Annotated in this window: 16 protein-coding genes; 6 read left to right on the top strand and 10 right to left on the bottom strand. The window is 70.1% G+C overall.

The annotated features are described in order from the left end of the window. The first annotated feature begins 6 nt into the window (after positions 1 to 6). On the top strand, positions 7 to 3,288 hold the full coding sequence (locus tag OHA72_RS51935) for a glycosyl hydrolase family 95 catalytic domain-containing protein (protein WP_327003508.1): 3,282 nt from the start codon (positions 7 to 9) through the stop codon (positions 3,286 to 3,288). Between the two features lie 55 nt (positions 3,289 to 3,343). Here the strand turns inward: OHA72_RS51935 and OHA72_RS51930 are convergent, their stop codons facing one another. From OHA72_RS51930 to OHA72_RS51905, 6 genes are all read right to left on the bottom strand, one after another. Beyond that, positions 3,344 to 4,996 carry a glycoside hydrolase family 71/99-like protein gene (locus tag OHA72_RS51930; RefSeq protein ID WP_327003507.1) on the bottom strand — a complete coding sequence of 551 codons (1,653 nt, stop codon included), beginning with the start codon at positions 4,994 to 4,996 and terminating at the stop codon, positions 3,344 to 3,346. Between the two features lie 374 nt (positions 4,997 to 5,370). Then, positions 5,371 to 6,312, bottom strand: coding sequence for a sugar ABC transporter substrate-binding protein (locus tag OHA72_RS51925; protein ID WP_327003506.1), 942 nt, complete (start codon positions 6,310 to 6,312; stop codon positions 5,371 to 5,373). Between the two features lie 53 nt (positions 6,313 to 6,365). Then, entirely contained in the window at positions 6,366 to 8,435 is a 2,070-nt protein-coding gene (locus tag OHA72_RS51920; protein ID WP_327003505.1) for a putative bifunctional diguanylate cyclase/phosphodiesterase, read from the bottom strand. Positions 8,436 to 8,516: 81 nt separating this feature from the next. Beyond that, a complete protein-coding gene (locus tag OHA72_RS51915; RefSeq protein WP_327003504.1) occupies positions 8,517 to 9,374 on the bottom strand; it encodes a carbohydrate ABC transporter permease in 858 nt (285 codons plus the stop codon). A 7-nt stretch (positions 9,375 to 9,381) separates the two neighbouring features. Beyond that, positions 9,382 to 10,347 carry a carbohydrate ABC transporter permease gene (locus tag OHA72_RS51910; protein WP_327003503.1) on the bottom strand — a complete coding sequence of 322 codons (966 nt, stop codon included), beginning with the start codon at positions 10,345 to 10,347 and terminating at the stop codon, positions 9,382 to 9,384. Next, positions 10,344 to 11,681, bottom strand: a complete 1,338-nt coding sequence (locus OHA72_RS51905; RefSeq protein ID WP_327003502.1) for an extracellular solute-binding protein — start codon at positions 11,679 to 11,681, stop codon at positions 10,344 to 10,346. The genes OHA72_RS51910 and OHA72_RS51905 overlap by 4 nt, the downstream gene beginning before the upstream one ends. A gap of 255 nt (positions 11,682 to 11,936) precedes the next feature. On the opposite strand from OHA72_RS51905, the gene OHA72_RS51900 reads away from it, so the two are divergent. From OHA72_RS51900 to OHA72_RS51885, 4 genes are read left to right on the top strand one after another with little or no spacing between them, the layout of a single operon-like run. Then, a complete protein-coding gene (locus OHA72_RS51900; RefSeq protein ID WP_327003501.1) occupies positions 11,937 to 13,265 on the top strand; it encodes an L-fuconate dehydratase in 1,329 nt (442 codons plus the stop codon). A 1-nt stretch (position 13,266) separates the two neighbouring features. Beyond that, on the top strand, positions 13,267 to 14,778 hold the full coding sequence (locus OHA72_RS51895) for a sugar ABC transporter ATP-binding protein (protein ID WP_327003500.1): 1,512 nt from the start codon (positions 13,267 to 13,269) through the stop codon (positions 14,776 to 14,778). Continuing rightward, positions 14,775 to 15,779: an ABC transporter permease gene (locus OHA72_RS51890; RefSeq protein WP_327003498.1), complete on the top strand. Its 1,005-nt coding sequence runs from the start codon at positions 14,775 to 14,777 to the stop codon at positions 15,777 to 15,779. The genes OHA72_RS51895 and OHA72_RS51890 overlap by 4 nt, the downstream gene beginning before the upstream one ends. Before the next feature lie 35 nt (positions 15,780 to 15,814). Continuing rightward, the gene (locus tag OHA72_RS51885; RefSeq protein ID WP_327003497.1) at positions 15,815 to 16,780 is read left to right on the top strand and encodes an ABC transporter substrate-binding protein; all 966 of its coding nucleotides are present in this window, start codon (positions 15,815 to 15,817) and stop codon (positions 16,778 to 16,780) included. Positions 16,781 to 16,848: 68 nt separating this feature from the next. Here the strand turns inward: OHA72_RS51885 and OHA72_RS51880 are convergent, their stop codons facing one another. Together OHA72_RS51880 and OHA72_RS51875 are read right to left on the bottom strand one after the other, a co-directional pair. Beyond that, complete coding sequence (locus OHA72_RS51880; protein WP_327003496.1) at positions 16,849 to 17,238, bottom strand: RidA family protein; 390 nt, start codon at positions 17,236 to 17,238, stop codon at positions 16,849 to 16,851. Next, positions 17,235 to 18,485, bottom strand: a complete 1,251-nt coding sequence (locus OHA72_RS51875; RefSeq protein ID WP_327003495.1) for an FAD-dependent monooxygenase — start codon at positions 18,483 to 18,485, stop codon at positions 17,235 to 17,237. The genes OHA72_RS51880 and OHA72_RS51875 overlap by 4 nt, the downstream gene beginning before the upstream one ends. Before the next feature lie 50 nt (positions 18,486 to 18,535). Between OHA72_RS51875 and OHA72_RS51870 the strand changes: the two genes are divergently transcribed. Next, positions 18,536 to 19,105 carry a TetR/AcrR family transcriptional regulator C-terminal domain-containing protein gene (locus OHA72_RS51870; protein WP_327003494.1) on the top strand — a complete coding sequence of 190 codons (570 nt, stop codon included), beginning with the start codon at positions 18,536 to 18,538 and terminating at the stop codon, positions 19,103 to 19,105. A gap of 31 nt (positions 19,106 to 19,136) precedes the next feature. Here the strand turns inward: OHA72_RS51870 and OHA72_RS51865 are convergent, their stop codons facing one another. Both OHA72_RS51865 and OHA72_RS51860 read right to left on the bottom strand, forming a co-directional pair. After that, positions 19,137 to 22,514 carry a pyruvate carboxylase gene (locus tag OHA72_RS51865; protein WP_327003493.1) on the bottom strand — a complete coding sequence of 1,126 codons (3,378 nt, stop codon included), beginning with the start codon at positions 22,512 to 22,514 and terminating at the stop codon, positions 19,137 to 19,139. Positions 22,515 to 22,587: 73 nt separating this feature from the next. Further along, positions 22,588 to 23,004, bottom strand: a complete 417-nt coding sequence (locus tag OHA72_RS51860) for an MbtH family NRPS accessory protein (protein WP_327003492.1) — start codon at positions 23,002 to 23,004, stop codon at positions 22,588 to 22,590. Between the last annotated feature and the right edge of the window lie 9 nt (positions 23,005 to 23,013).

Here is a 23,013-nt window from a genome sequence, read left to right as displayed (position 1 = left end):
CACCCCATGAGCCCTCGCGCTCGCCGGCTGCTCGGCATCGCCGCCGCCGTGCTGATCCTCGGCACCGCCGCGGTCCGGTTGCCCGCCGCACTGGCCGACACCGTCAACCTCGCCCGGAACTCCGCCGCCAGTGCCACGGCCTCCTACCAGGACGGCACGCTCGTGGCCGCCAATGCCATCGACGGCAACGGCGCCTCCCGCTGGTCCAGCGACCACAACAACGACAACAACGCCTGGATCACCGTCGACCTCGGCGCCGCCTACCCGCTGACCACGGCCGTCCTGTCGTGGGAGGCGGCCTACGCCAGGGCGTACAAGGTCCAGGTCTCCGACAACGGGACACAGTGGACGGACGTCTTCTCCACCACCACCGGCGACGGCGGTTCGGACACGGTGACGATCGGCCGGACCACCCGCTACGTGCGGATGCAGGGCGTCACCCCGAACACGCAGTGGGGCTACTCGCTGTGGGAGTTCGAGGTGTACGGCGAAGGCCCGCCCAATGGCGGTGGCGGCGGCAGCGGCTCGGCGACGGTCGCGCCCTCGACGACCTACCCGCAGACCTACGGCGACTGGGCCAACGGGCTCCTCGCGGGCAACGGCAAGCAGGGCATCATCGTCTTCGGCAACCCGCGCAACGAGACCGTGGTCTTCAACGACAAGCGGTTCTTCATGGCGCGGTCGGAGGCCCGCCCGCACCGCACGTTCAACACCGTCAGCGCGGCCAACATCAACACCATCCGCGACCGGCTGATCGCCGGGCAGTACCAGTCGGCGAACCAGCTCGCGGCCGACGTCCAGGGATACGGCGGCGGCGGCGAGGGCAGCAAGCACCCGGGCTTCAAGATGACCATGCAGATGCCCGACGCCGGCACGGTCCGCAACTACGTGCGCTCCACCGACTACGCCAACGGCGTGGTGTCGGTGAAATGGACCGATGACAAGGGCAGCTGGCAACGCGACTCGTTCGTGTCGCGGACCGACGGCATCACGGTGCAGAACCTGCCGGCGCCGAGCGGGCAGCGGCTGAACGTGACGCTCGGCCTGTCCGTCGACGCGGGCATGAACCTGACCAGCAAGGGTGTCACGTTCACCAACAACTCCAACGTGAACTTCCTCAACATCCGGGCGAAGTACCCCAGCGGCAGCTACAACGCCGGATACGAGGGTGTCACCCGGATCCTGACCGACGGCACGAAGACGATGTCCGGCACCAACGTGGTCGTCGCCAACGCGACCTACGTGACGCTGCTGTCGCTCACCCAGCGCTACAACGGCACCTACAACGGCGGCGTCACCGCCGAGACGGAATGGAACCGGCAGCTGCTGCAGTCGAGGCTGTCCGGGATCACCGACACCTACCAGGCGCTGCTGAACCGCCACACCGGCAACCACCGCGAGATCTTCGGCCGGGTGTCCTTCGACCTCGGTGCCAGCGCGTCGGACCGGGCCAAGTCCACCGAGCAGCTGCTGTCCGAGCAGAAGGCGTCGGGGAACCCGATCCCGGCGCTGTACGAGCGGATGTTCTACGCCGGCCGCTACCACCTGCTCGCCTCCAGCAACGAGACGGCGGCACCCGACCTGCTCGGCAACTGGACCGGCGACAGCAACGTCGGCTGGGACGGCTACTACCACCTGGACGCGAACCTCAACCTGCAGATCTCCAACGGCAACGTCGGCAACATGCCCGAAGCCATGGCCGGGTACTTCTACCTCAACCAGCAGTGGCAGACCGACTTCCGCACCAACGCCCGCAAGCTGCTGGGCACCCGGGGGATGCTGACCGGCGGCAACACGCCGAACGAGGAAGGGCTCATCTCCAACATCAACTTCGACTACCCGTATCAGTACGTCACCGGCGGCGAGTCGTGGCTGCTGCAGCCGTTCTGGGAGTACTACCAGGTCAGCGGCGACACGACGTTCCTGGCCAACAAGTACTACCCGCTGATCCGGGACATGGGCGACTTCTACGAGGACTTCCTGGTCAAGAAGGACGCCAACGGCAAGTACATCCTCACCGGGTCGATCTCGCCGGAGAACCGCCCGTCGGGCGGGGTGCCGCTGGCCAACAACTCGGTGTATGACATCTCCGGCGCCCGGTTCGCCCTGTCGACGCTGATCAAGACCAGCCAGACGCTCGGCCGGGACGCCGACAAGATCCCGGTCTGGCAGGAGAAGCTCAACAACCTGCCGCCGTACATCGTCAACAACGACGGTGCGCTGGCCGAGTGGGCCTGGCCCGGCCTGGCCAACCAGAACCAGTACCAGCACCGGCACTCCAGCGGCCTGATGCCCGTCTGGCCGTACCGGGAGCTCACCCCGGAGACCAACCAGGCGCAGTTCAACGCGGCCAAGGTGTTCCTGCAGAAGAAGGACGCCGGCAGCTACGAGAACGCCGGCCACGGACTGCTGCACGGCGCGCTGATCGCCGCCGACCTCAACAACGCCGCCTCGGTCAACGCGAAGCTGCTGCGCTTCGCCAAGGACGACTACTACTACAGCAGCATGGCCACCTCCCACTACAACAACCACAGCGTGTTCGCCACCGACGTGGTCAACTCCGTGCCCACGATCATGATGGAGATGGCGGCCGCCACGTCACCGGGCACCATCGACCTGCTGCCGGCGATGCCCGCCGGCCTGCCGAAGGGCTCCATCAACGGCATGCTGGGCAAGGGCCAGTTCACCATCAACAACCTGACGTGGGACAACAACGCCCACACGGTCAAGGTGACGCTGACGTCGAAGATCAACCAGAACCTGACGGTGATCCAGCGCAACGGCATCGCCTCGATCACGACCGACGGCAGCGCAGTGCAGAGCTCCCCGCTGGGCAACATCGCCCGCGTCGTGCCGTTGCAGGCCGGCCGGGCGACCACCCTCAACATCACCACGACCGCGGGCCGGACCAACCTGGCCCTGGGCAAGCCCGCCTCCGCGTCGTCGGAGTCGAGCACCACGCAGACCGCCGCGAAGGCGTTCGACGGCGACGCGTCGTCCCGCTGGGCCGCCAACCAGAACGTGAACAACTGGGTGCAGGTCGACCTCGGCGGCACCGTCAACGTGAGCGAGGTCGACCTGGTCTGGGAGGCGTCGTACGCGAAGGGATACAAGCTCCAGGCGTCGACGGACGGCTCGACCTGGCGTGACCTCTACACCCAGACGAACTCGTCCGGCGGCACCGAACGGATCACCGTCAGCGGCCAGGCCAGGTACGTCCGGATGCAAGGCACCCAGCTGTCCGGGCAATGGGGCTACTCGCTGTACGAGATGGAGGTCTACGGCTGACCTGACGAGGAACCGTGCGGGAGGGGGTGTCGGCGCCCCCTCCCGCATTGTTGTGCTACGCGGGGAGCTGGTCGAACTGCTCCCAGCCGCCGATCGCCGTGCGGTTGGCGATCAGCGCCGCGGCGCCCGCGTTGTCCGCGCACACGTACCGGTTGTTCACCGTGGCGAGCAGGCTGACGGTGCCGTTGCTGTTGCGGATCAGCTTGAACGTCTCCCACGGTCCGGCGGCGGTACGGTTGGCGATCAGCGCCGCGTTGCCGCCGTTCTCCGCGCAGACGATGCGGCTGTTGACCCTGGCGCGCAGCGCGATGTTGCCGCCGCCGAGGTCGACCACCTCGAAGCGTTCCGCGTTGCCGACGGCCGTGGCGCCGGCGATCAGCGGCGAGTCGCCGCTGTTGGGTGCGGTGACGTAGCGGTTGTTCGCCCGGGACCGGAACGCGAAGGCGGTGCCGGTCGGTGGGGTGGACGGGCCGCCGGCGATCGGCTGGGTCGGCCGGGTGGCGGTCAGTGGCGTCTCCCGCTTGAACATGCGGCCGCCGTCGGCGGTGAGTCGCAGGTAGTAGTCCGAGGAGCAGGCCACGCCGTCGGCGTCGAGGGCGGGGTGGCCGAAGTTCGTCGGCTGCATCGAGCTGTTCTCGGCCGTCTTCGCGATCTGGTTGCCCTCGTTGAACTCGTCGAACATCGACACGTACAGGCCCTGGGCGCCGAGCCGGGTCATGTTGTAGATGTGCCGCCAGTAGAAGTCGCCGTGGGCGCGGGCGCCGTTGGACAGGTCGCCGGGCATGACACACGGCTGGTAGTCGATGCCTCTGGCGTTGCAGTCGGCCTGGTCGCCGACGTTGACGTTGTTGTAGTACGAGTCGAGCCCGGCGACGTCGCCGGTGCGGCCGACCATCCACGGCGAGATCATGTTGAACGCGTGGTACACGTCGAGGAACCCGGGGCGGGAGTCGTTGACACCGGTGCGCCACCAGGTCGGCACGCCGCCGATCACGTAGCAGCCCTGCGCCTTGAACCAGTTGATGACGTCCAGGCACGGGGCGGGCGCGAACGGCCGGCCGGGGTCGTTGAAGCCGAAGCCCCAGATGCACACCACCGGCTTGCCGTTCTGCCGCGCGTACGCCGGCGACGCGGTGTAGGCGGACATCTTCGTCGTCCAGTCGGTCTTGATCTGCGACTGCATGTTCGTCCAGCTGGTGACGTCGTACATGATGTAGAACTTGCGGCCGAACGCCTCCGCGGCGCTGCGGACCTTGACGGTCATCGCGTCGCGGATCGGTCCCTCGCCGCCGACCGGGTTGAACCGCTGCAGCGCGGCCGTGTCGCAGCCGTAGTCGCGCATCCACTTGAAGTGGGTGTCGACCGTCTGCTGGTCGTAGGACGAGAACAGCTTGGCGGGCTGCCCGTTGCCCAGGTTGGCGTACGCGGTGGTGTAGCTCTTCGTGAACTCGCGCATGTCCGGCCAGGAGACGAGCGTGGTGTTGCTCGGCGACGGCGGCTGACTGCCGTTGGCGCTGTAGTGCCACCACTGGTTGATCGGTGACCCGTCGCCGAGGCAGGCGAACCAGCCCTGGTAGCCGACGGAGATCTTGCCGACGACGTCACCGGGCGGGCTGGCGGCCTCGGCCGTCCCGGCGACGTACGCGGTCGCACCGAGACCGGCGGCGGCGACGCCGCCGACCAGAATCTGGCGTCTTGAGAGACTCATGGGGTGTCCTTTCAGACGGGAACGCGGGTGGAATGCCACATGGCGGTGGGCGCCTGCCGCGCTGCAGGCTTCCGCGTCGTTCGTGAGGACAGGGACCGTGCCCCGGCCACACGGGCGGGCAGCGGCGGCGAACGGGATCGGCGCGCGGGCATACGGGCGGACTCCGGCACATCGCGGAGGAGCGCGCCGACGCACCTGGATGAACGGCGTTCCGCGATGAGGGTGCGCAGGATACGGCCGTCTTCAATGGACCCTTGCAAGAGGATTGCCGTCTTGTCAACACTTTGATCGGATGTATCGGTGTCGACCTGTACGGAAGGCGGTCTATGGCCGAAGTTCAGACCGCAGACATCGGGGGTTTCACGGCCGCGCCGCTACTGGAACGCGTCCACGTTGGACTTGGTCACCAGTTCGGTGCCGGTGTCGATGCTCGGCGCCACCGACTGCCCCCTGGCGGCCGCGACGGCCGCCTCCGCCCCCATGGTGCCCATCCGTGCCGGGAACTGCGCGACCGAGCCGGCCAGGTCGCCGGCGGCGATGGCGGCGATCTCAGCGGTGCTGGCGTCGAAGCCGACCAGGGCGACCTGCTGCTGCCGTTCCGCGGCCTTGATCGCCTCGAGCGCGCCGAGAGCGGGCGGGCCGCAGGCCGAGTAGATCGCCACGACGTCGGGATGGGTCGCCAGGATGTCCTGGGCGGCGTTGAACCCCTTCGTCCGGTCGCAGTCGGTGGCGACCTCCGAGACCACCTTGAGCTTGTCGCCGAGCCCCGCCTTCATCCCGTTCACCCGGTCGTCCAGCGACGGGTTTCCGAGCCGGCCCTGCAGCAGGCCGACGGTCGAGCCGGCCGGGAACCGCTCGGCGAGCCATGCGCCGGCGAGCTTGCCGCCGGCCAGGTTGTCGATCGCCACGACGGTCGACTTGCCGGTCCAGCCGGGCAGGTCGTTGTCGACGAGGACGACCTTGATGCCGGCCGCGACCGCCTTGTCGAGCGAGGTCTGCACGTTCGGGCTCGTCGGCGTGATCGCGATCGCGTTGACCTTCTGACGGATCATGTCCTCGATGAAGCCGATCGCGCTCTCGTCGTCGGTGCCGCTCTTGCCCTGGCCGAACACGACCTCGACGTCGTCGTGCTCGGCGTCGTACTTGCGCACGGCGTCGACCATCGTGCCGTAGAAGTCGCCCGGGAACTTCGTGATGAACCCGATCCTGACCGGTCCCGTGGCGGTCGAGGCGGGGTCCGGGTCCTTGGCGCAGGCGGCGCTCTGCAACGGCAGCAGGCCGAGCACGCACACGGCGATGACCCTGGCGCTCTTCATCGTCCCGCTCGTCCTCCCGACGGGCCGCTTGCGGGCACCGTACGATGCCCATTTTATCCGACTTGCTCGAATTCGGACCGGATTGGCGGCATTGACTCCTCGACGCGGTCCCAGACCTGCCCGGCTGGGGCGGGTGGGCAGAGATGGAACCCCTGCGCCGCGCTGCAGCCCAGCCGGAGCAGGCCGGCCAGTTGGTCCGCGCTCTGCACTCCCTCGGCCACCACATGGATGTGCAGCGTCGCGGCGAGCTGCACGATCATCGCGACGATGGCCTCCGCCTCGGGATCCTGCCCCAGCGCGGCCGTGAACGACTGGTCGATCTTGATCACGTCGACCGGCAGCCGGCGCAGATAGGCCAGCGACGAGTACCCGGTGCCGAAGTCGTCGATGGCCAGGTGGACGCCGAGCGCCCGGACGGCGTCGACCGTCGCTCTCGTCGTCGCCGTGTCGGACATGATCGAGGTCTCGGTGATCTCCAGCCAGAGCGCGTCGGGATCCAGGCCGCTGGCGGCGAGCGCGGCGGCCACGGCGGGCACGAAGGCGGGCTCGCCGAACTGCCTGCCGGACACGTTGACCGAGATCCGCAGATCGGCGTGGCCGTCGCGGGTCGTCCGCCACTCCACGGCCTGCCGGCACGCCTCGGCCGGCCGGTCCAGCCCCTCGATGATCACCACGAACTCGTCGCCGGCGAGCCTGGCCACCAGGTCGGTGGGGCGCATGGTGTTGGCCAGGCGCTCGGCGACGGTGCGCAGCACGGTGTCACCGGCGGCGTGCCCGAGCGTGTCGTTGATGATTTTGAACTTGTCGAGGTCGATGAACAGCACCGCCATCGGGGACCGGTCGCCGCGCCGGGACCGTTCGAGCGCCTCGTCGAGCCGTCGCAGGGCGAACGCCCGGTTCGGCAGCCCGGTGAGCGTGTCGTGGCTGGCCTGCCGGCCGAGCCGGCCGGTGGCGATCTCGGTCTTGCCGATCGTGTCGTTGAGGGCGCGGGCGACGAAACTGAGCTCGTCGTGGGTGTCGACGGTGACCCGCCGGGTCAGGTCGCCGTCCGCGACGGCGTCCAGGACGGCCACGATCCGGCGGATCGGCGAGATCACCGACAGGTAGAAGCCGACGAACAGGTAGACCGCGAGCGCGGCGGCGAGGCCGGCGCCGACCTGCACCCGGTCGGCGCGGGCGGTGAGCGTGTCGATCCGGGTGAGCAGCAGCCGGTCCAGCGCGACCGCCGAGTCGGTGGCGAAGTACGTGGCCTCGGACCGGACACTGTCGGCGCCGTTGGCCAGGGCGGCGCCGACCCGCCGGGTCCCCACCGCCTCCTGCAGCTGCCGGTCGAAGGCCGCGGTCACGACGTCCAGCCGGGCGAAGTGGCTGCTCACCGTCCGCCGCACACCCTCGTCGGCGGTCAGCGCCGCGACGGTCCGCGACGCCCGTTTGATGGCCTTGTGGGCGCTGGACACGACCCCGTTGTAGACGCCGAGCTCGATGAAGGCGTCCGCGTCCGGCGACAACGACTGCGGGTCGGCGAACGAGGCCCGGTCGGTTGCCCGCCCGACGGCGTCCAGCAGCATCGGCAGGTCGTTCTGGACGATCTGCAGCAGATAGTACGAGTCCAGATCGGGATCCAGGGTGAGCCCGGACTGGTCTCCGACCTTGGTGATGAAGGCGAGCACGGCGTCGACCGCGGAGTCGTAGATCCTCACCCGGTCCAGCGCGCCGCCGGGGGACTGCCTGGCCGCTTCGGCCGAACGCCGCACCGAGCGCCAGTCGGCGCTGATCCCGAGCTTCGAGCCGAGCCGCCGGTCCAGCAGGTCGATCCGGGCCAGGTCGGCGGAGAGGTCCGGCCTGGCCGTGCCGTTGGACAGTGCGACCTCGTGCCTGGCGTTCACCAGATGGGTCGTCAGGATCGTGAGCGGGCCGATGAACTCGACACCGTGCCGCTCACGCGCGGTCGCGGCGATGTCGTTGCGCTGCTCGTCGACGTAGAGCAGCACGACCGTCAGCAGCGGCACCACCAGCACCAGGCCCACCACGACGAACTTCTGCGCATACCGGAGCCGGCCGGTCAGCGCGGCCGCCGGCCGGAACGCCATCGCGGCGGCACGGCCGACCGCCCGAACGAACACGGCAGTCATCCCCCTCCGGCGTCGACGGCGTCACACCGCAGATCGGCAGGACACCGACGGCATGAAGGGAATGCGGGGCGCCTACCGGGCGGCGCCGAGCATCTGGCCGCGGGTGAGTGCGCGCTGGGCGATCACGAACACGGCGAGCACCGGCGCGACCGTGACGAACGTGGCGACGGCCAGCTGGGGTGCGTAGAGCCGCACGTCGAGCCCGGCGGCGTTGGTCGGGTCGAACAGCGGGCTGGAGGAGACCAGCTGCGGCAGGCCGACCGAGATGGTGGTGCTCGACGACAGCGGCAGCAGGACCAGCGGCAGGAAGAAGTTGGTCCAGTTGGCGACGAAGCTGAAGAAGCCGACCAGGGCCACCGCCGGCTTGGACGCAGGCAGCGCGACCCGGCGGAAGATGTCGGTCTCCGACAGCCCGTCGATGCGGGCCGCCTCCAGCAGCGGCACCGGCAGCGTGGTCCGGAAGTGGATGTAGGTGAGGTACACGCCGAACGGGTGGAAACCCATCAGCAGCGCCACCATCCAGATGTTGTTCACCGCCCCGATCGCGCTCACCTCGAGGTACACCGGGATCACCAGCACCGTGTTGGGCACGACCATCGTCAGCAGCGTGCAGAAGCGCAGCAGCCGGCGGCCGGGGAAGCGCAGCCGCGCGAGCGCGTAGCCGGCCGGTATGCCCACGAGGACGGCGACGAGCGCGCCGCCGGTGGCCACGAGCAGCGAGTTGCTGAGCCAGCTCAGCACCACCCCGTCGTTGAACCGCAGCACCGTGCGCCAGCTGTCCAGCGCGTTGCCCAGCGCCAGGCCGGTGGGGCCGGTGCCGTCGTCGCGGCGCAGCCCGACGAGCGCGAACGCGGCGACGGGGTAGGCGAACCCTGCCGCGACGACCAGCAGGGCCACGATCCGGCCGGCACGGCCGAGGGTTGGGGACATGATCGGGTCACCGTCCGTCGTCGAAGAGGCCGCTGCGGCGCACGACCAGCAGGCCGACGCCCAGCGTGATCGCCAGGAGGATCACCGACATCGCCGCGGCCATCGGAGTGTCGAGGATCTGGTACGCGTAGGAGAAGCCGAGCTGGTTCGGTGTCCACTGCGGCGCGATCAGCCCGTGCGTGACCTGGCTGAGGACCTGCGGCTCGAGGAACAGCTGGAAGCCGTAGGCGAGGTTGAGCAGCGTCAGGTATCCCAGCCACGGCCGGATCATCGGCAGCTTGACCCGCCACGCGATGTCCCAGGCGCCCGCGCCGTCGATCCGCGCCGCCTCCAGGACGTGGTCGGGGATGCTGTGCAGGCCGCCGCCGAGGACCACGACCCACGTGCCGGCGCCCTGGAAGAACAGCATGGCGGCGAGGATGTAGGGCAGGTTGCCGGGCTGGGCCACCTCGTTGAGGGTGCTGTAGCCGAAGCCGTGCCAGAGGAACGCGATCGGGCTCTGCCCCGGGTCGAGCAGGAACAGCCACAGCATGAAGTTGGCGACGCCGGCCAGGGCGCCGGGCAGGTAGTAGACGAACCGCATGGTGGTGCCGAACCGGCCGGGGCTCGCGTCGACGAGCAGCGCGAGCCCGACGACGCCGAGCAGCATCAGCGGCAGCCAGATCACCAGGGTGAGCGCCACGTTGCCGAAGGTCTCGGCGAAGCGCAGGTCGGTCACCACCCGCCGGTATGCGCTGATCCCGCCGAAGCCGGTCTCGGACTCGTTCTGCAGGCTCTTGACGACGGCGTACCCGGCGGGGACGAGGCCGCCGACGAGCAGCAGCACGACGTACGGCAGGACCAGGACGGCGGCGGCGCGGCGGCCCATCCGCCCGGCCCGCCCGACCTTGCGGACCGGCGCTGGCTGGGTGTGCGTGGGCACCTGGTGGCGCGGGGCCCACGGTTCGGTCCGGCGGCTCTGGTACGTCGTCACGGTGCACCTTCCGCGCTGTCGTGGACGGTGTAGCCGAACGACCGTGCCTCGCCGACCAGCCGTTCGCCGAAGACGGTCCAGGCGTGGGCGAAGGAGCGGCTCGACGTGAGTGCCGGGGTGACGGTGTGCGTCCACACGGTGCCGGTGTTGTAGCGCGTGTAGTCGCGCTCCGGCCGCACGATGGTGCTCGCCAGGACGAACGCGGCCGCGGCGCTGTCGAAGTCGGCGAGGTACCCGGCCTCCCGCTGCCGCTTCAGCCACGGTTGTTGCAGCGGGCCGACGCCGGGCAGCCCGACGCTGAGCTCGACCTGCCAGCGCGGGTCGGCCGCGACGAACCGGGCGAACGTCAGCGTGTTGCTCAGCTGGGTGCCCTTGATGTGCCGGGAGAACCCCCACAGCCCGCCGCCCTCGGAGCTGGTGAACGGCGTGGGATCCGCGGCCCAGCGCAGCGGTGCGGCGGCGGCGATGCGGCCCGGCGGGACCTTCCACGTGTCGCGGAACAGGAAGCTGCCCCACCACACCGCCCCCGGGCTCATGACGAGGCGCCGGCCGAGCGCGGCGGCGTCGGGGGAGAAGATGCCGGCCGGGACGACGGCGCCGGCGGCGACGAGCCGGTCGAGCAGGTCGCGGACGCGGGTGCAGCGCGGGTCGGCGAGGTTGATGTGGACCTGCCGCTCGCTGAGCCGGTCGTTGGTGGGGCAGCCGCTCGCCCACAGGTAGCGGTCGGGTGCGTAGGCGTCGCCGAGGAAGCCGGTGACGTAGCCCGGGTGCTCCGCGGCGATGCGCTCGCTGAGCTTCCCGTAGTCCTCCCAGGTGACCGGCGGCTGGTAGCCCCAGGCGGACATCAGCTGCTTGTCGTACCACAGCACGTCGGGTGCGGCGTCGTTGCGCAGGCAGCGGTACAGCCCGTCGATGCGGCACTGCGAGATCGAGCTCGGTGCGTACTGGGCGATGACGTCGGCGAGGTCGTCCGTGAGGTCCCGGACATAGTTGATCTTCGAGTTGGCGGCCCACGCGATGTCGTCGTTGGACGGGAAGAAGATGGCGTCCGGCCAGCCGGTGCCGGCCTGGTTGAACAGCACGAACTTCTGCTGCAGCTCGGTGCTGCCGACGTTGCCGTTGATCGTCATCACGTCGACGGGGATCTCGGGGTGTGCCAGTTGGAAGGCGCTCACCGCGGGCAGTCGGGGCGGGTCGACCCACACCGTGATGCGCCCGCCGGAATCGGTCGCGTCGTCGGCGGTGCCGGTGCCTTCGGGGCCCTTGCAGGCGGTGAGGCCGATCAGCGCGAGCAGGGCCAGGGCGGTGGCGGCTCGCGTTCGGGGGCGGGTCATCACAGGCTCCCTACCGAAGCCATCGGATGTCTAGTGGAGCGTCGGTGGGATTAGACATGGGACGTCTCGAAACGTCAACCCGGACAAATTGGTGCCTGCTACGAGCTGCCGCCACGGCTGGCAAAAAACATCCTATGAATGTGCCGATTCGGTGGAGACGAGCGACCATCGGCGGTGCTAGTGTCCGACGCCAATAGATCGGATCAATCCTCGCCACCGCTTGGATTGGTCCGCGCGCCGGACGGAAGTGTGCGCATGACGACGATCACCGCAGTACGGGTCCACGACGTGCGTTTCCCGACGTCGCTGAGACTCGACGGGTCGGACGCGATGAACAAGGACGCCGACTACTCGGCCGCCTACGTGGTGCTGGAGACCGACACCCCCGGGCTCGCCGGGCACGGCTTCACCTTCACCATCGGGCGCGGCACCGACCTGGTCACCGAGGCGGTGCGGCAACGCGCGCAGCCGCTGCTCGGCCGCGACGCGGACGAGCTGTGCCAGGACCTCGGCGCCGTGTACCGGGAGCTGGGCGCCGACTCGCAGCTGCGCTGGCTCGGGCCGGAGAAGGGCGTTGTACACCTGGCGCTGGCCGCGGTGATGAACGCGCTGTGGGACCTCGCGGCACGCCGCGCCGGCAAACCGTTGTGGCGGCTGCTCGCCGAGATGTCACCCGAGGAGCTGGTCGCCGCGACCGACTTCCGGTACATCACCGACGCGCTGACCCCGGACGAGGCCCTCGCGATGCTGCGGGAGATGGAGCCGACCCGGGCGCAGCGGCTCCAGCAGCTGCGCGACCTCGGCGGCTACCCGTGCTACACGACCAGCGCCGGCTGGCTCGGCTACGACGACGACAAGCTGCGCCGGCTGCTGAAGGAGGCGGTCGACGCGGGCTACCGCCACGTCAAGCTCAAGGTCGGGCAGGACCTCGCCGACGACATGCGGCGGCTGCGCATCGCCCGCGAGGTGATCGGCTGGGATGCCAACCTCATGATCGACGCCAACCAGGTCTGGGACGTGCCGGAGGCGATCGACTGGGTCGGCAAGCTCGCCGAGTTCCGTCCACTGTGGATCGAGGAGCCGACCAGCCCCGACGACGTCCTCGGGCACGCCGCGATCCGGCGGGCGGTGGCGCCCATCGGCGTCGCCACCGGCGAGCACGGCATGAACCGGGTGCTGTTCAAACAGCTCTTCCAGGCCGGCGCGATCGACTACTGCCAGCTCGACTCGGCCCGGCTCGCCGGCGTCAACGAGATCCTCGCCGTCTACCTGATGGCGAAGAAGTTCGGCGTCCCGGTGTGCCCGCACGCCGGCGGCGTCGGGCTGTGCGAGCTGGTCCAGCACCTGTCGATCTTCGACTTCGTCGCGGTGTCCGGCTCCCTGGACAGCCGCGTCACGGAGTACGTCGACCACCTGCACGAGCACTTCGTCGACCCGTGCATCATCGCCGACGGCCATTACGTGCTGCCGGAGGCGCCCGGCTACAGCGCACAGATGCACGAGCGGTCGCTGCTGGAGTTCGGCTACCCCAACGGCGGCTACTGGCAGACGCGGACCCACAGCGCCGACGGCAGGGGAGCCTGACGTGACGTTGCTGGAGGTTCGCGGCGCGAGCAAGAGCTTCCCCGGGGTCCAGGCGCTCGACGACGTCCACCTGGAGCTGCGCCACGGCGAGGTCCTGGCGCTGGTCGGGGAGAACGGCGCCGGCAAGTCGACCCTGATGAAACTGCTGTCCGGCATCGACAAGCCCGACAGCGGCGAGTTCTTCCTCGACGGCAACCAATACACCCCGGCGAGCCCCCGGCACGCCCAGGAGCTCGGCATCTCGATCATCCATCAGGAGCTCAACCTGATGCCGGATCTCACGGTCGCGCAGAACATCTACATCGGTCGTGAGCCTCGCGTCGGCGGCATCCTGCTGTCCGAGGGGGCACTCAACCGCAGGACCAGGGACCTGCTCGCCCGGCTCGGCCTGCCGCTGGAGCCCACCGACCTCGTCGGTGACCTGACCGTGGCCCGGCAGCAGATGGTGGAGATCGCCAAGGCGCTCAGCTTCGACGCGCGGGTGCTGGTCATGGACGAACCGACCGCGGCGCTGAACGAGGTCGAGGTGGGCACGCTGTTCGGGCTCATCCGGCGGTTCGTCACCCCGCAGACCGGCGTCATCTACATCTCGCACCGCATGCACGAACTGGCCCAGATCACCGACCGGATCACGGTGCTGCGCGACGGTCGCTACGTCGACACCCTCGACACCGCGTCGAGCACCGTCCCGCAGGTGATCTCGCTGATGGTCGGCCGGACGATCACCGGCGAGCAGCGGCCCCGGGGCGTGGTCGCCACCGGGGAGCCGGTGATGTCCGTGCGTGGCCTGCACACCAAGGCACTCCTGCGCGACGTCAGCTTCGAGGTGCGCCGAGGGGAGATCCTCGGCTTTGCCGGGCTGATGGGCGCCGGCCGCACCGAACTCGCCCGGGCCCTTGTCGGCGCGGACCGCAAGGACGGTGGGACGGTCACCGTCCACGGCCGCGAGGTCGCCATCGCCAACCCCGCCGACGCCGCCCGCGCCGGGATCGGCTACCTGTCCGAGGACCGCAAACGCTACGGCGTCCTGCTCGGCCGCAACGTGCGCGACAACATCGCGCTCGCCTCGATGCCCCGCTACACCTCCGGGCTCGGCCTGGTCGCCGACCGGATGATCGGCAGGACCGCCACCGACTACGTCGCCAAGCTCCGCATCCGCACCCCGTCGACGGGGCAGCTGGTGCAGAACCTGTCCGGCGGCAACCAGCAGAAGACCGTCATCGCGAAATGGCTCGCCCGCGACTGCGACGTCCTCATCTTCGACGAGCCGACCCGCGGCATCGACGTCGGCGCGAAGGACGAGATCTACGCATTGCTCGACGAGCTCGCCGCCTCAGGCAAGGCGATCGTGATGATCTCCTCCGAACTGCCCGAGATCCTGCGGATGTCGCACCGGATCGCGGTCATGTGCCAGGGACGGATCACCGCAGTGCTCAGCAGTACCGACGCGACCCAGGAAAAAATCATGGACTACGCCACCCGTTTCAGCACCGAAGGAACGGTGACCTCGTGACCTCGATCCCCGCCAAAGTCACGGCCAAGATCTCCGCCAACAACCCGATCGTCGCCCGGATCCGTGGCTCCGTGCAGCAGTTGCTGGCCCTCGCCAGCCTGATCGCGATCCTCGTGTTCTTCTCCTTCGCCAGCCCGTACTTCTTCACGCCGAGCAACCTCGTCGGCATCCTCATGGCCGCCACGGTCACCGGGATCCTGGCCCTGGGCACCACCTTCGTCATCGTCTCCGGCGGCATCGACCTGTCCATCGGCACCGGCATGATCCTCTGCGGGGTCATGACGGGCGTGTTCATGACGTACTGGGGCTGGCCCGCCTGGGCCGGCGTCACCGGCGCGATCCTGTTCGGCGGCCTGATCGGGTTCGTCAACGGGTTCAACATCGCGGTCCTGCGCCTGCCGCCGTTCATCGCGACGCTCGGCATGATGCTCGTGGCGTCCGGCCTGTCCCTGGTCATCTCCGGCACCAAACCGATCTACTTCAAGGAACACCCCGACTTCCAGCTGCTGATGAACTACTCGGTGATCCCGGGCGCCCGGTTCCCGCTCGGCGTCCTGATCTTCCTGATCCTCACCGTCGTGGCCGCGATCGTGCTCGGCAAGACCATCGTCGGGCGCTACGCGTTCTCGATCGGCAGCAACGAGGCGGCCACCGCGCTGTCCGGCGTCAACGTGGTGCGCTGGAAACTCACCATCTACACGCTCGCCGGGCTGTTCGTCGGTATCGCCGGCGTGCTGGCCGCATCCCGGCTCAGCTCGGCTCAACCTGTCGGCGGCATGGGCCTGGAACTGGAGGCCATCGCTGCCGTCGTCATCGGCGGCACCTCACTGCAGGGCGGGCGCGGCTCGATCGCCGGCACCGTCGTCGGCGCCCTCATCGTCGCAGTGCTCACCAACGGCCTGCGCGTCACCGCCGTGCCGCAGGAGTGGCAATCGGTCGTGGTCGGCTGCGTCATCCTCGTCGCCGTCTACGTCGACATGCTGCGCAGAAAAGGAACCTGAACCCTCCCACACCCCCACTTGAAGGAGTTCGTTCGATGCACAGGAAGGCATTCGTCGCGCTGCTCGGCGCGACCGCGATCACGTTAGCGCTCGGCGCATGCTCCGACGCCGCCGAGAAGCCCGGCGAGGAGAAGAAGCCCTACGTGGCCCTCATCTCCAAGGGTTTCCGCCACCAGTTCTGGCAGGCCGTCAAGGCGGGCGCCGAGCAGGCCGGCAAGGAGCTCAACGTCACGGTCACGTTCGAAGGCGCGCAGGAGGAGGGCAACGTCGAGCAGCAGATCCAGCTGCTGCAGACCGTCATCGACAAGAAGCCCTCCGCCATCGGCTTCGCCGCCATCGACAGCCAGGCCGCCGGCCCGCTCATGACGCAGGCCAAGAACGCCAAGATCCCGGTGATCGCGTTCGACTCCGGCGTCGACAGCGACGTACCGGTCGCCACCGCCTCCACCGACAACCTCGCCGCCGCCGCCGAGGCCGCCAAGCACATGGCCGAGAAGATCGGCCACGAAGGCAAGATCGCCATGGTCGTCCACGACCAGACCAGCGTCACCGGCGTCCAGCGCCGCGACGGCTTCCAGGAGTACATGAAGAAGAACGAGCCGAAGATCCAGATCGTCGACGTCCAGTACAGCGGCGACCCCCTGAAGGCCACCGACCTCGCGAAGGCCATCATGACCGCCAACCCCGACCTCAAGGGCATCTACGGCTCCAACGAGGGCGCGGCGATCGGCGTGCTGCACGCGGCCCAGGAGAAGGGCCTCACCGGCAAGCTGGTGATCGTCGGCTTCGACTCCGGCAAGGACCAGATCGACGCCATCAAGGCCGGCACCATGTACGGCGCGATCACTCAGAACCCCGTCGGCATCGGCTACGAGACCGTCAAGGCGGCGGTCGCGGCCATCAAGGGCGAGAAGCTGCCGAAGTCGATCGACACCGGCTTCTACTGGTACGACAAGACCAACATCGAGGACGCAAAGATCACCGCGGTGCTGTACCAGTAACCCCGGACCTGCCGGGCGCCCCGACCACGGGGTGCCCGGCAGCGTGGTGCGGCCTTCCCTCGGGACGCCTACGGCACCGCGGCGACGATGTCGACCTCGATGAGGTATCCGGGCTGGAACAGGGCCTGCACGGGGATGAGAGTGCTGGCCGGGGCCGGTCCGCGGCGCAGGGCGGCGAAGATGACCGGGACGAGTTCCGGCCGGTGGTCCACGACGTAGATCGTCTCCTTGACCACGTCGTCCCAGCCGGCTCCGGCCGCTGCCAGGGCGGCGGTGATGTTGTCCGCGATCGTTGCCGCCTGTGCGGCGTGGTCGCCGGCGCCGGTCAGGTTGCCGTGGACGTCCCAGGCGACCTGACCGGACAGGTGCACGACGGTGCGGCCGGTGCTCCTGACCGCCTGGCTGATGAGGTGCGGCACGGCGTACAGGCCCGCGGGGTTGAGGCGCTCGATGCTCATGCGAGATGCCCGTCCGGCCGGACCAGGCCCGCTTCGGTCGCGACGTGCCCGCCGGTGCGGAGCCGCTCGAAGAGCGTGCCGCCGTCGGGGAGCCGCAGGTTCGGGACCCGCCTGCCGGTGGCGTAGGTAACGCTGAGTCCGGACAGCCGTTCGGCGAGTGCCCGCGACATGTCCGGTGCCGTGGCGATCAGCTCGCTCAGCACCGCCCGCAGTGCCTGCCCCTCGGGTGAGTACGCGGTGATCAGGGCCGTCTGCGCCCGGGTGTGCCGCAGCAGGTCGGCCCCGACCGGGTGCCGCTCCTCGTGGTAGGTGTCCAGCAGTGTCTCCTCCGCCCGGCCGGTGACGACCGCGGCGAGCTTCCAGCCGAGGTTGTGCGCGTCCTGGATGCCGACGTTCATGCCGACGCCGCCGGTCGGGAAGTGCATGTGGGCGGCGTCCCCGGCCAGCAGGACGTTGCCCTTGCGGTACGTCGCGGCCTGCCGGGTCGCGTTGCCGAAGCGGGACAGCCAGATCGGGTCCCGCATGCCGAAGTCGGTGCCGGCGATGCGGTGGACCGTCGCCCGTAGTTCCTCGAGGGTGAGCTCGCCCGGCCAGGCCGCCCCGTCGCTGCCCGGGTCCCCGCCGACGAGCCGGTGGATGCCGCCGGGCAGTGGCACGATCATCAGGCCGCCGCCGGCGCCGGCGAGGTTCGCGAAGCCGCGTCCGGGTGGGAAGTCGAGCACGACGTCACCGAGCCAGCCCCAGGTCGTGGCGTCCGTGCCGGGGAACGCGATGCCGGCCGCCGCGCGCACGGTGCTCCGGGTGCCGTCGCAGCCGACCACGTAGCGGGCCTCGACGACGGTGCCGTCGGCCAGTTCCACGCCACCGCCCGCGAGGCCGGTGACCCTGCTGCCCCGGCGGATCGTCGCGCCCAGCCCCTCGGCGCGGGCCTCGAGCAGCTCCTCCGTGCGGGCCTGCAACAGCGCCAGCGTGAACGGGTACGGCGTGTCCAGTACCGAGAAGTCCATCCGGTCCGGCAGCCCTCCGAAGTGCCCGTTCGGGATGCGCAGCGCCTCGGCGAGGAACGGCTCCGCCACGCCGCGGCAGTCGAAGATCTCGACCGTGCGGGGGTGGATCGTCAGCGCCTTCGAGTTCGGGTCCCGCGTCTCCCGCTCCTCCAGGACCGTGACGGATGCCCCGCCCAGCCGTAGTTCCCCGGCAAGCCACAGGCCGGTCGGCCCGGCGCCGACGATGACGACATCGTCCATGGAACCTCCTTGGTCACTGACCAACAGTGTGCGTCGAGTAGACTAGGTCAGTGACCAAGAGTCAAGGGGATGTGGTGCGTGCCGCCCTCGAGATCCTCGACGATCGGGGCGTGGCCGCCGTCTCGATGCGGACGATCGCGGAGCGGCTCGGCGTCCGGATGAACACGGTGCTGTGGCATGCAAAGAGCAAGGCCCGGCTGATGGAGCTGATGGCCGACGCGATCGTCGGCGCCGCCCCCCTCGACGACCTGCCGGAGCACTGGCGGGAGCGGGCCGCGGAGCTCGCCCGGCGCTACCGCCGCGCACTGCTCGCCCGCCGCGACGGCGCGGCGGTCGTGGCCGGCACCTATGCGGCCGAGCCGGCGACGCTGGACTTCGCCGAGGCGCTGGTCACCGCGATGCTCGACGGCGGCCTGCCGGAGCGGGAGGCCGCCTGGGCCTGCTGGAGCCTCGTCTACTTCGTCCTCGGGCTGACCCAGGAGGAGCAGGCGTTGCCCGGGCGCTTCACCCGCGACCTCGACGTCGGGCCCCGCCCCGCCCTCCAGCGCGTCGCCCCGATGCTGATCGAGGAGTCCTTCGACGAGCGCTTCGAGTTCGGCGTCGCGCGGCTGCTGGGCTGACCGCGTCGCCCGGTCGCGCCCGGCCGGTGGCTCAGCCGATGTCCAGGATGAGGTCGCCGCCTTCCACCTGCTGGACCTTGCCGATGGCGACGCGCCGGACGCTGCCGGCGTGCTGGGCGGTGATGGCGGCCTCCATCTTCATCGCCTCGATGGTGGCCACGGTCTGGCCTTCCGTGACGGTGTCCCCTTCGCGGACCTGCAGGGTGACCACGCCGGCGAACGGGGCGCCGAGGTGTCCGGGATCGGTGCGGTCGGCCTTCTCGGCGGGCTTGAAGTCCGTCGTGATCGAGGTGTCCCGCACGGTGAAGGTCCGCAGCTGGCCGTTGAGGGTGGCCAGGACGGTGCGGTAGCCGCGGGTGTCGGGTTCGCTGATCGCTTCGAGGTGGATGAGCAGGGTGACACCCGGATCGAGTGTGGCGGTGTGTTCGACGCCGGGTTCCAGGCCGTAGAAGAAGTCGCCGCTGGACAGCACGGAGGTGTCGCCGTAGGTGTCGCGGTGGGTCAGGAACTCGCGGGTCGGCGCGGGGAAGAGCAGCCGGTTCAGCGTGGATCGGCGGGCGGTGCGCAGCCCTTCGTCGTCCTCGTCGGTCAGCGCCACACCCGGTTTCCGCGGCGGACGGCCGGCGAGCGCACGCGTGCGGAAGGGTTCGGGCCAGCCGCCGGGCGGCTCGCCGAGCTCCCCGCGCAGGAAGCCCACGACCGAGTCCGGGATGTCGAAGTGGGCCGGGTCGGCCTCGAAGTCCTCGGGCCGGACCCCGGCGCCGACGAGGTGCAGGGCGAGGTCGCCGACGACCTTCGAGGACGGGGTCACCTTGACGAGGCGGCCGAGCATGCGGTCGGCGGCGGCATAGCAGTCCTCGATCAGTTCGAACCGGTCGCCCAGCCCGAGCGCGATGGCCTGCTGGCGCAGGTTGGACAGCTGCCCGCCGGGGATCTCGTGGTGGTAGACGCGCCCGGTGGGGGAGCCGAGGCCGGACTCGAAGGGGGCGTAGAGCTTGCGCACGGCGCCCCAGTACGGCTCCAGGTCGTTGACCGCCTGCAGCGACAGGCCGGTGGCCCGGTCGGTGTGGTCGGTCGCCGCGACGAGCGCCGACAGCGCGGGCTGCGACGTGGTGCCGGCCATGGAGGCGACCGCGGCGTCGACCGCGTCGACCCCGGCGTCGATCGCGGCGATCAGGGTGGCCAGCTGCCCGCCGGCGGTGTCGTGGGTGTGCAGGTGGACGGGCAGGTCGAAGCGTTGCCGCAGCGCGGCGACGAGGGTGCGGGCCGCGGGCGGGCGCAGCAGGCCCGCCATGTCCTTGATGGCGAGCACGTGCGCGCCGGCCGCGACGATCTGCTCGGCCAGCCGCAGGTAGTAGTCCAGGGTGTAGAGCGTCTCCTTCGGATCGGACAGGTCGCCGGTGTAGCAGAGCGCGACCTCCGCGACCGCTGTGCCGGTGGCGCGCACCGCGTCGATCGCCGGGCGCATCTGGGCGACGTCGTTGAGGGCGTCGAAGATGCGGAAGACGTCCATCCCGGTCGCCGCGGCCTCCTGCACGAACGCGTCCGTGACCTCGGCCGGGTACGGGGTGTAGCCGACCGTGTTGCGGCCGCGCAGCAGCATCTGCGTGCACACGTTCGGCACGGCTTCCCGCAGCGCCGCCAGTCGTTCCCACGGGTCCTCGGCGAGGAAGCGCAGCGCGACGTCGTAGGTGGCACCGCCCCAGCACTCCAGCGACAGCAGCTGCGGCACCGTCCGCGCCACGTACGGTGCGATGGTGAGCAGGTCCAGGGTCCGCACCCGGGTCGCGAGGAGCGACTGGTGCGCGTCGCGGAACGTCGTGTCGGTGACGGCCACCGCGGTCTGGGCGCGCAGCCGCTCGGCGAAGCGCTCGGGGCCCAGCTGCTGCAGCAGCTGCCGGGAGCCGGCGGCGACCGGCGCGGCGAGGTCGACGGGCGGCAGCTTCCCGCCCGGCTCGGCGCCCGCCGGGCGGTTGCCGTGCGGCTTGTTCACCGTGGTCTCCGCCAGGTAGGTCATCAGGCGGGTGCCACGGTCGGCGGACGGGCGCGTCCGCAGCAGCTGCGGCCGCTCCTCGATGAACCCGGTCGTGATCCGGCCCTGCTGGAAGTCGGGATCGTCCAGGACCGCGGCGAGGAACGGCAGGTTGGACGCCACGCCGCGGATGCGGAACTCGGCGATGGCCCGCCGTGCCCGGCGCACCGCATTGGGGAAGTCGTGGCCGTAACACGTGAGCTTGACCAGCATCGAGTCGAAGTGGGCACTGACCTCCGCGCCAGTGTGGATCGTGCCGCCGTCCAGCCTGACGCCGGGGCCGCCCGGCGAGCGGTACGCCGAGATCGTGCCCGTGTCGGGCCGGAAACCGTTGCCGGGATCCTCGGTGGTGATCCGGCACTGCAGCGCCGCCCCGGACAGCTTCACCTGGTCCTGGGTGAGCCGCAGCTCGGCCAGCGACATCCCGGCCGCGATCCGCAGCTGCGCGATGACGAGGTCGCGGTCGGTGACCTGCTCGGTCACCGTGTGCTCCACCTGGATCCGCGGGTTCATCTCGATGAAGACGTGCCGGCCCTGCTCGTCGAGCAGGAACTCGACGGTGCCGGCGTTGACGTAGCCGATGTGCCGGGCGAACGCCACGGCGTCGGCGCAGATGCGGTCGCGCAGCCGCGCGTCCAGGTTCGGCGCGGGCGCGATCTCCACCACCTTCTGGTGGCGTCGCTGGACCGAGCAGTCCCGCTCGTACAGGTGCGAGACGTCGCCGTGGGCGTCGGCGAGGATCTGCACCTCGATGTGGCGCGGGTTGACGACCGCCCGCTCCAGGAACACGGTGCCGTCACCGAACGCGGACTGCGCCTCCCGCGACGCGGCCTCGATCGCCTCCCGCAGCTCCGCCGGCTCGGTGACCCGCCGCATGCCCCGGCCGCCGCCACCGGCGACGGCCTTGACGAACACCGGAAACCCGATCGCCTCCGCGGCCGCGACGAGCTCGTCGACGTCGGTGGACGGCGCGGACGAGCTGAGCACGGGCACGCCGGCCTCCCGCGCCGCGGCGACCGCGCGGGACTTGTTGCCCGTCAGGTGCAGCACCGCCGGCGGCGGGCCGACGAACGTGATCCCGTGCTCGACGCACGCGGCGGCGAGCTGCGGATTCTCCGACAGGAACCCGTAGCCGGGGTAGACCGCGTCCGCACCGGCCTGCCGGGCCGCCCGGATGATCTCGTCGACGTCGAGGTAGGCGCGCACGGGATGGCCGAGCTCACCGATGCGGTACGCCTCGTCGGCCTTGGCGCGGTGCAACGAGTTGCGGTCCTCGTGCGGGTAGACCGCGACGGTGGAGATACCCAGCTCGTACGCGGCGCGGAACGCACGGATCGCGATCTCGCCGCGGTTGGCGACCAGCATCTTCTCGAACATGCTCGCACGGTACGTTCCCATGCTGTCCAGGTCCATGATCGGTCACCGGTCGCCGCCGGGTGGCGCGGGCCTGTCACTCGACGGGTGCGCGGCGGCGGAGCCGTTCGGTCGCGATGCTGTCGGTCAGGGTGTCCAGGTTCTCCAGTGCGTGCCGGGTGAAGTCGACGGTCACGTCGTACTCCAGCTCGATCGCGTCGACCAGGCGGACGGTCGCCAGCGACGACACGCCCATGGCGACGAACGAGCAGCCGGCCGTGGCGACGTCGCCGGGTGTGAGCAGGCCGTCGGACGCCTGCGAGACGGCACCGGCCAGCCAGGCGCGGATCCGGGTGCGGGCCGGCGTCTGATCGGTCCAGACCCGCTCGACGTGGTCGAGGCACTCGTCCCGGGTGCCGCGGTGGCCCTCGGCGACCCAGCCGGCCGGCAGGTCGTCGGCCACGGCCCAGACCGAATACTGCTCGTCGGCGTTCATCACTACGCGGTGGTCCACAGGGTCCTC

It is taken from the genome of Dactylosporangium sp. NBC_01737, from assembly GCF_035963215.1.
Lineage (GTDB): Bacteria > Actinomycetota > Actinomycetes > Mycobacteriales > Micromonosporaceae > Dactylosporangium.
Note: the sequence above shows the minus strand (reverse complement) of the source record. Positions and strands in the feature narration are given on the sequence as shown.